The organism is Salipiger sp. (assembly GCF_059781815.1).
This window is the reverse complement of sequence record NZ_JBYNAH010000238.1, coordinates 1-7,650: the sequence shown is the minus strand read 5'-3', so window position 1 is coordinate 7,650 and position 7,650 is coordinate 1. Positions and strand designations below refer to the sequence as shown.

General features: G+C 65.0%; 7 protein-coding genes. 2 read left to right on the top strand and 5 right to left on the bottom strand.

Annotated elements, in window-relative coordinates; all coding sequences use genetic code 11:
* Window positions 1–257 precede the first annotated feature (257 nt).
* From AC6RA4_RS21185 to AC6RA4_RS21165, 5 genes are all read right to left on the bottom strand, one after another.
* On the bottom strand, window positions 258–1,013 hold the full coding sequence (locus tag AC6RA4_RS21185) for an ABC transporter ATP-binding protein (protein ID WP_500163706.1): 756 nt from the start codon (window positions 1,011–1,013) through the stop codon (window positions 258–260).
* Window positions 1,014–1,025: 12 nt separating this feature from the next.
* Complete coding sequence (locus tag AC6RA4_RS21180; protein WP_500163705.1) at window positions 1,026–1,781, bottom strand: ABC transporter ATP-binding protein; 756 nt, start codon at window positions 1,779–1,781, stop codon at window positions 1,026–1,028.
* A gap of 11 nt (window positions 1,782–1,792) precedes the next feature.
* Window positions 1,793–2,995 carry a branched-chain amino acid ABC transporter permease gene (locus AC6RA4_RS21175; RefSeq protein ID WP_500163704.1) on the bottom strand — a complete coding sequence of 401 codons (1,203 nt, stop codon included), beginning with the start codon at window positions 2,993–2,995 and terminating at the stop codon, window positions 1,793–1,795.
* Window positions 2,996–2,998: 3 nt separating this feature from the next.
* Window positions 2,999–4,030 (bottom strand): branched-chain amino acid ABC transporter permease, encoded by a 1,032-nt coding sequence (locus tag AC6RA4_RS21170; protein ID WP_500163702.1) that lies wholly within the window; start codon window positions 4,028–4,030, stop codon window positions 2,999–3,001.
* Window positions 4,031–4,141: 111 nt separating this feature from the next.
* Window positions 4,142–5,488, bottom strand: coding sequence for a substrate-binding protein (locus tag AC6RA4_RS21165; protein WP_007797793.1), 1,347 nt, complete (start codon window positions 5,486–5,488; stop codon window positions 4,142–4,144).
* Window positions 5,489–5,711: 223 nt separating this feature from the next.
* Here AC6RA4_RS21165 and AC6RA4_RS21160 point away from each other — a divergent pair, with 223 nt between their 5' ends.
* Window positions 5,712–7,022, top strand: coding sequence for a helix-turn-helix domain-containing protein (locus tag AC6RA4_RS21160; protein WP_500163701.1), 1,311 nt, complete (start codon window positions 5,712–5,714; stop codon window positions 7,020–7,022).
* 102 nt (window positions 7,023–7,124) lie between these two features.
* Window positions 7,125–7,499: a response regulator transcription factor gene (locus AC6RA4_RS21155; RefSeq protein WP_500163699.1), complete on the top strand. Its 375-nt coding sequence runs from the start codon at window positions 7,125–7,127 to the stop codon at window positions 7,497–7,499.
* Window positions 7,500–7,650: the final 151 nt, after the last annotated feature.

Sequence of the window (7,650 nt, the reverse complement as noted above, 5' to 3'; positions counted from 1 at the left end):
TCTCGTCGTATTTCGCAGCGTCGACATGCGCCTTGGACGCGAAGTCGGATGACGGCGGGTAGGGTGCGGACATGTGGGGTCTCCTCCTCCTCGGAATTCGATGCGCAAGGGAAGCGCGCCAAGGGAGGGATGGCAATAGGCATTTGGTGGAATGTTTCAGCAACCCGCGCTGAAATTTTGCACTTGTTACCCGGCCAAAGAGGCGGTAACGGCGCGGCGGATCGAGCCCGCCGCGCGCAAGTCTTTGAAATCGTGACTCAGATGGCGAGATACTCGGCGCGCAGGCTCTCGTTTTCGAGCACCTCCGCCGCGGTGCCGTCGAACACGATCGAGCCGGTGTCGAGAATGATCGCCCGGTCGGCGAGCTGCAGCGCGCGCACCGCGTTCTGCTCCACGAGGATCGTGGTCATGCCCTGCTCCTTGACGTGGCGCAGGGTCTTTTCGATCTCGTCGACGATGACCGGGGCAAGACCTTCGTAGGGTTCGTCGAGCAGCAGCACCTTGATATCGCGCGCCAAAGCGCGCGCGATGGCCAGCATCTGCTGCTCGCCGCCCGAAAGCGTCACCCCTTCCTGCTTGCGGCGCTCGCCGAGCCGCGGGAAGAGATCGTAGAGACGCTCGAGCGACCAGCCGATCGGCGGCGCGATCTGCGCCAGCTGCAGGTTCTCCTCGACCGTCAGGCCGGGGATGATGCAGCGATCCTCGGGCACGAGGCCGAGCCCGGCGGCAGCGGCCTGATACGAGGTCATGGTGTGCAGCGGCTGGTGGTCGAGCCAGATCTCGCCGTGGTTCACCTGCGGGCTGTCCATCCGCGCGATGGAGCGCAGCGTCGTGGTCTTGCCGGCGCCGTTGCGGCCCAGAAGGGCGAGGATCTCGCCCTCGTGGACGTTGAAGTTGATGCCCTGCACGATGTAGCTCTCGCCGTAATAGGAGTGCATGTCCCATACGGAGAGGAAGGCCGGGGCGGTTTCGGCCTTGTTGCCGTGCTTGGAAAAATCCGGTCTGACGTTCATTCCCTGGTCTCCTTACGCGTGCTCGCCCAGGTAGGCTTCCTGCACCTTGGGGTGGCCCTTGATCTTCTCCGGCACGTCCTCGACGAGGGGCGTGCCCTGCGCCAGAACGGTGATCCGGTCGGCGAGGCTGAACACCACGTGCATGTCATGCTCGATAATGCACATGGTGATGTCGCGGGTCGCCTTGATCTCCTTCAGCAGGTCGATGGTGTTGTTGGTGTCGGCCCGCGCCATGCCAGCCGTCGGCTCGTCGAGGAGCAGCAGCCGCGGCTCCTGCACCAGGCACATCGCCATCTCGAGCCGCCGCTTGTCGCCGCGCGACATCGAGGCCGAGTGCATGTTGCGCTTGTCGAGCATGTTGACGTCGTCGAGCATCTTCTCGGCGCGGTCACGCAGCTCGGACTCGCTCTCGACCGACTCGATGGCGTGCAGGCGGAAGACCCCGTCGCGCTTGGCGAAGAGCGGGATCATCATGTTCTCCATCACCGTCAGGTCGCCGAAGATTTCCGGCGTCTGAAACACACGGCTGATGCCCATCTGGTTGATCTCGAACGGTTTCCGCCCCAGCACCGACTGGCCGTCGAACATCACCGAGCCGGTGTCCGGGATCAGCTTGCCGACGAGACAGTTGAGCAGCGTCGACTTGCCGGCGCCGTTCGGGCCGATGATCGCGTGCACGGTGTTTTCGACCACCGAGAGGTTGACCTCGGACAGCGCCTTCAGCCCGCCGAAGCGCTTGTTGACGTCCTTGACTTCAAGAATGCCCATTCTCGCTCTCCTTATTCAGCGGGTTCGGTGCTGGCCGATTTGGCGTCGTCCTCGGCCGGTTTGCGGCGCAGGCGGCGCGAGATGCGCTGTCCGCCTTCGACCAGGCCACCGGGCAGGAAGATCACGATCAGCATGAACAGCAGGCCCAGCGTCAGGTGCCAGCCCTTGCCCACGAAGGGGTGGATGATGGCGACCACGAAGTTCTCCAGCCCGTCGGGCAGGAAGGAGACCCAGCCGTGCACGACCTGGTCGTTGATCTTCGAGAAGATGTTCTCGAAATACTTGATGAAGCCCGCGCCCAGAACCGGCCCGATCAGGGTACCGGCGCCGCCGAGGATGGTCATCAGAACGACCTCGCCAGAGGCGGTCCACTGCATGCGCTCGGCGCCTGCGAGCGGGTCCATGCAGGCCAGCAGGCCGCCGGCAAGCCCGGCATACATGCCCGAGATCACGAAGGCCGCGAGCGTGTAGGGCCGCGCGTTGAGGCCGGTGTAGTAAAGCCGGTTCTGGTTCGACTTGATGGCGCGCAGCATCATCCCGAAGGGCGAGCGGAAGATCCGGATCGCGACGTAGAACGAGATCAGCATGATGATCGCGGCGACGTAGTAGCCGACCGAGAACTGGAACGCCCAGGGGCCGATGTTGAGGGTCTCGAAGCTGCGCATCTCGAGCCCGAAGAGATTGGTCACCGGGATGCCGCCATCGGCGGTTGCCGAGACACCGAGGATGCGCGGATCGTCGAGGGTGATCTGCAGGCCGGTCTCGCCGTTGGTGATCGGGGTGAGCACCGAGTAGGCGAGGTTGTAGCTCATCTGCGCGAAGGCCAGCGTGAGGATCGAGAAGTAGATCCCCGAGCGGCGCAGCGAGACATAGCCGATCACCACCGCGAACAGGCCCGAGACGATCATCGACAGGATGATGGCCGGGAGCACGTTCATGCTCAGCAGCTTGAACATCCACACCGCCGCGTAGGAGCCCACGCCGAGGAAGGCGGCGTGACCGAAGCTGAGATAGCCGGTCAGGCCGAACAGGATGTTGAAGCCGATCGCAAGGATGCCGAAGATCACGAAGCGCTGCATCAGGTCGGGATAGCCCGCGTTGAACTGCGCCATGCCGCTATCGGTGGGGAAGGGGTTCAGGATGAAGGGCGCGAACAGCGCCATCACCGCGACGATCAGGAACAGGGTGAGGTCTTTTTTGCCGAGTCCGAACATGGGTCAGTCCTCCATCACGCCCTTGCGGCCCATAAGGCCCCTCGGACGGGTCAGCAGAATGATGATGGCGACGAGATAGATGATGATCTGGTCGATGCCGGGAAGGATCGACTTGATCTCGTTCATCGACGCAAAGCTCTCGAGAATGCCGAGAAGGAAGCCGGCGAGCACGGCGCCCGGAAGCGAGCCCATGCCGCCGACGACCACAACCACGAAACTCAGTACCAGAAAGTCCATGCCCATGTGGTAGTTTGGCGAGTTGATCGGGGCGTACATCACCCCCGCAAGGCCCGCCACGGCGGCGGCGAGGCCGAACATGATGGTAAAGCGGCGGTCGATGTTGATGCCCAGAAGGCCCACGGTCTCGCGGTCGGCCATGCCGGCCCGGACCACCATGCCGAAGGTGGTGAATTGCAGGAAGGCGAAGACCGCGCCGATGATGATCGCCGCGAAGGCGAAATAGACGAGGCGCCAGTACGGATAGATGATCACGTTGGGATCGAAGCCCAGCATGGTGCCGAAATCGAACGAGCCGCGGAACACGTCGGGCGCCGGGGTCGGGATCGGGTTGGCGCCGAAGATCTGCTTGATGATCTCCTGCAGCACGATCGCGAGGCCGAAGGTCACGAGGATCTGGTCGGCGTGCGGGCGCTTGTAGAAATGCTTGATCAGGCCGCGCTCCATGAGCACGCCGAAACCGATCATGATCGGGATCGAGAACAGGATCGCCAGCGGCACCGACCAGTCGATGATCGCGGCCCCGGTGACCTCGCCGAAGATGTCCTGAACGTAAGGAACGTCGACCTTGAGCGGGTTGCCGAGAAAGTCGGTGCGGGTCTCGTCGACGACCTGGTGCGAGAGGGTGAGCAGCCGGTTGAGGGTGACGGCGCAGAAGGCGCCGATCATGAACAGCGCGCCGTGGGCGAAGTTCACCACACCAAGCGTGCCGAAGATGAGCGTCAGACCAAGGGCGATCAGCGCATAGGCCGAGCCCTTGTCGAGCCCGTTCAGAATTTGAAGGATGATTGCGTCCATGATCCGTGGCCTTCGAGGTCAAAGAATGGGTGTGCGCTCCCGGCGGAAAGCCGGGAACGCTGGGGATACGCCGCTGACAACGCGATCAGCAGGCGTATTCTGTTTTTTGGATCAGACGCCCGGGTTGCAGGAGCCGAGCGCGCCACCCGCGAACATCGGGTGATCGGGCGCGTATTCCACCTGGCCGCGCGGGGTGATCTCGACCACTTCGAGCAGGTCGAACTCCGAGGTCGGGTTCTCCTTGCCGCGCACCACGAGCACATCCTTGAAGCACTGGTGGTCTTCGGCGCGGTAGAGGGTCGGGCCGTTGCCCAGACCGTCGAACTCGTAGCCCTCGAGGGCCTCGGCCACGGCGCAGGGATCGAACGAGCCCGCGCGCTGCACGGCATCGGCATAGAGCAGGGTCTGCACGTAGCAGGTGTGCGCGGCCTGGCTCGGCGGGAAGCCGTACTTGGTGCCGAAGGACTTCACGAAGGCCTTGGTGCCCTCGTCCTGCAGCGACCAGTGCCAGTTGGTGGAGCCAAGGATGCCCTTGATGTTCTCACCGGCGCCGCGGGCCATCAGGCGCGAGAACAGCGGCACGACGATCTCGAAGTTCTTGCCGTTGGCCTGCTTCTCGCGAAGCCCGAACTGCACCGCGTTGGTGAGCGAGTTCACCATGTTGCCGCCGTAGTGGTTGAGCACCAGCACGTCGGCGCCCGAGTTCAGAACCGGCGCGATGTAGGACGAGAAGTCGGTCTGGGCGAGCGGGGTCTTCACCGCCTCGACGGTCTCCCAGCCAAGCGCCTCGGTGGCGGCCTTGATCGACTCTTCCTGGGTCCAGCCCCAGGTGTAGTCGGCGGTCAGGTGATAGGCCTTGCGGTCTTCGCCATAGGCCTTGGCCAGCACCGGCGCGAGCGCCGCGCCCGACATGTAGGCATTGAAGAAGTGACGGAAACCGTTGGCCTTCTTGTCCTTGCCCGTGGTGTCGTTCGAGTGCGTCAGGCCGGCCATGAAGATCACGCCCGCTTCCTGGCAGAGGCCCTGAACGGCCACGGCCACGCCGGAGGACGAGCCGCCGGTGATCATGATGGCGCCGTCCTTCTCGATCATCGACTTGGCCGAGGCGCGCGCCGCGTCCGACTTGGTCTGGGTGTCGCCGGTGACGTACTCGACCTTCTTGCCGAGGATGCCCGAGCCTTCCAGCGCCTTCGACGAGAAGGTCTGCATCATGCCGCCGTCGCCGCCGCCGTTCAGGTGCTCGACCGCCAGCTCGTAGGCGCGCAGCTCGTCGGCGCCTTCATCGGCATAGGGGCCGGTCTGCGGAACGTTGAAGCCCAGCGTCACCGAGCCGCCGGTGGGCTCGTTGGTGAAGGCGCGGGCCGACGAGGCCGTAAAGATCGTCGGCAGCGCGACGCCGGCGCCGGCAACGGCACCCGTTCTCAGCACGCCACGGCGAGTCAGAGTCGTCTTGGACATGAAAATCCTCCCATTTTGTAAAAGTGCGCGGACGGGCTCCTCTTCCCCTCGGCGCGTGCACCCCTGAGTGCAAATTCAGTATTTCTCGGTATGGGTAAACCGATCAACAACTGCCTTGTGAGGAACAATTTTTTTGTCAACGACTGAACAGTATACTACAGTCTTCTGTAAATGAATTTATGTTGCAACGCAGAAACGCGTTGAAAGGACAGGGAAAGGCTCTATGGCGCGCGACACGCTGACCGGCTCCCGTATCCGCGAACGGCGGATCATCCTCGGGATGAAGCAGGCCGAACTGGCCCGCCGTGTCGATATTTCGCCCTCCTATCTCAACCTGATCGAGCACAACAGGCGCAGAATCGGCGGAAAACTGCTGCTCGATCTCGCCGACATTCTGGGCGTCGAGCCGTCGGTGCTGACCGAGGGCGCCGAGGCCACGCTGATCGGCGCCCTGCGCGAGGCGGCGCTGCGCGAGGGCGACACCGGGGCCGAGCTTGACCGGCTCGACGAGTTCGCGGGCCGGTTTCCGGGCTGGGCGCGGCTGCTTGCCGACAGCCGCGCGCGCATCGAGACGCTGGAGCGCAGCGTCGAGGCGCTGACCGACCGGCTGGCGCATGACCCGCATCTTGCCGACGCGCTGCACGAGATGCTGTCGACCGTGACCTCGATCCGCTCCACCGCCTCGATTCTGGCCGAGCCCGGCGAGATCGACCCGGACTGGCAGCGCCGCTTCCATCGCAACATCTATGAGGACAGCGCGCGACTGGCCGAGAGCAGCCGCAGCCTCGCCTCCTATCTCGAGGCCGAGGGCAAGGCGGCGGCGGAAAGCGGCACGCCGCAGGAAGAGGTCGACGCGCTGTTCGAAGCGGCGCAGTACCATATCGCCGCGCTCGACGCGGGCGAGGGCCCCGAGCCGGTCGCCGAGGATCTCGGGCGCGAGCTCTCGCCGATCGCCCGGGCGCTGCTGCGCCGCGCCTTCCGGCGCTACGCCGAGGACGCGGCGGTGATGCCGCTCGACAAGGTGCTTGAGGCGGTGGTGGTGACCGGCACCGACCCGCTGGCGCTGGCGCGGCGCTTCGGCACCGATCCGGCGCGCGCCATGCGCCGGCTCGCGACGCTGCCGCCCGATGCGCCCTGCGGCAGTGTCGGGCTGGCGATCTGCGACGCCTCGGGCGTGTTCACCTTCCGCAAACCGCTGCCGGATTTCCCGATCCCCCGTTTCGGCGCCGACTGTCCGCTCTGGCCGCTCTTCGCGGCGCTCAGCCGGCCGATGTCAGTGCTGAGCCGGGTGCTGCAATCCGCCGGTCGCCAGAGCGGTGCGGTCACCGCGATGGCCTTTGCCCAGCCCTCGGGGCCGCCGCAGGTCAACCGCGAGCCGGTGTTCGAGGCGCATATGATGATCGCGCCCGCCGGTCCGCGCAGCTCGGAGACGCCGGAAGACGTGGGCATCACCTGCCGCATCTGCCCGCGTGCCGCCTGTCCGGCCCGCCGCGAACCGTCGCTGCTGGGCGACGGTCTGGCGCAGGGCTTTTGATCTTTTGACACCCGCCGCCACATTGGCGATAAGTTTTTTACAGGGGGAGGACGGTTTTGGCTCGGGGAGGGCCGGGCTGCCCGGTGCGGGGAAGGGAACGTCATGTCGAAACGAGTGATGCTGATCGAGGATGAACCGAATATCATCGAGGCGATCAGCTTCATCCTGTCGCGCGAAGGATTGACGGTGGATACCCATTCGGATGGCACCACCGCCAATGACAAGCTGCGCTCGAGCACGCCGGATCTGCTGATTCTCGATGTGATGCTGCCGGGCAAGAGCGGCTACGACATCCTGCGCGAGCTGCGCGAGGAGGCGGGCACCGCCGATCTGCCGGTTCTGATGCTGACCGCCCGCGGCCAGTCGCGCGACCGCGAGATGGCCGAGCGCGCCGGGGTCTCGGCCTTCATGACCAAGCCGTTCTCGAACGCCGAGATGCTCGAGCAGGTCCGCGCCCTGATGGCCGAGACCTCATGACAGAGGCCGGGCCGCCGCGCCGGGGCAAGCCTCCGGTGTTTCTCGAACGGCAGTCCTACCGCCGCCGCAGGGTGATCGACGCCGCGCGCGTGCTGCCCTTCATCGGCATGCTGCTTTGGCTGATCCCGCTGCTCTGGCGCGAGGATGGTGA

Coding starts and splice junctions, on each gene's coding strand:
- AC6RA4_RS21185 (WP_500163706.1), bottom strand. CDS start 1,013: ATGAACGTCAGACCGGATTTTTCCAAGCACGGCAACAAGGCCGAAACC.
- AC6RA4_RS21180 (WP_500163705.1), bottom strand. CDS start 1,781: ATGGGCATTCTTGAAGTCAAGGACGTCAACAAGCGCTTCGGCGGGCTG.
- AC6RA4_RS21175 (WP_500163704.1), bottom strand. CDS start 2,995: ATGTTCGGACTCGGCAAAAAAGACCTCACCCTGTTCCTGATCGTCGCG.
- AC6RA4_RS21170 (WP_500163702.1), bottom strand. CDS start 4,030: ATGGACGCAATCATCCTTCAAATTCTGAACGGGCTCGACAAGGGCTCG.
- AC6RA4_RS21165 (WP_007797793.1), bottom strand. CDS start 5,488: ATGTCCAAGACGACTCTGACTCGCCGTGGCGTGCTGAGAACGGGTGCC.
- AC6RA4_RS21160 (WP_500163701.1), top strand. CDS start 5,712: ATGGCGCGCGACACGCTGACCGGCTCCCGTATCCGCGAACGGCGGATC.
- AC6RA4_RS21155 (WP_500163699.1), top strand. CDS start 7,125: ATGTCGAAACGAGTGATGCTGATCGAGGATGAACCGAATATCATCGAG.